This window comes from Chitinivibrio alkaliphilus ACht1 (assembly GCF_000474745.1).
Taxonomy (GTDB): Bacteria; Fibrobacterota; Chitinivibrionia; order Chitinivibrionales; family Chitinivibrionaceae; genus Chitinivibrio; species Chitinivibrio alkaliphilus.
This window is the reverse complement of record NZ_ASJR01000077.1, coordinates 1-596: the sequence shown is the minus strand read 5'-3', so window position 1 is coordinate 596 and position 596 is coordinate 1. Positions and strand designations below refer to the sequence as shown.

Genomic DNA, 596 nt, shown 5'->3' with positions numbered 1-596 from the left:
GTATTGCAAAAGAAACGCCTGAAGAAAGCGGAACGCTGTTTGGAACCTTTGAATACAAAACGATGGCCTTTGTGACTGATCTTTCACCGCAGCAATTTACCTGTTGGCAGATATCAGATCTCTATGACAAACGAGCTGATTGCGAAAATATTTTTGATGAATTAAAAAATCACTGGGGCTTTGCGGGATTCTGTTCACAAAAACAGAATGTGACAGAGTTTGCAGCCCGAATGACATTGCTGAGTTATAATCTGTGGTCTTTGTTTGTTCGATTCTTCAATATTGACACCCATCAGGAGGCCAAAAACTCACGAAGAAATTTTATGCTATTGCCTGCAAAATTGGTGAAATCAGGACGACAAAAAAGGCTGGATATATCAGTCTGTGAGAAAAAATGGGAGAACATAAAAAGGGGATATGAACGGATTATTTCGTGGTTGAAATCTAATGCTCCGCAGTTGGATCTTGGAGCAACTTTTACTGACTTTGCTATCTCTTTTCAGGATCATTTTACCCCGAAAATCAATCTCAATTGCGGAATTTAGGATGAATCTCGTGAGCTTGATGCTCGTATGGTCTCAGCCTCATCAGTATCC

General features: G+C 40.1%; 1 protein-coding gene. It reads left to right on the top strand.

From position 1 onward, the window contains the following. The coding region (locus tag CALK_RS12465; protein WP_162146752.1) for a transposase at positions 1-545 on the top strand (545 nt) is incomplete at its 5' end. Positions 546-596 lie beyond the last annotated feature (51 nt).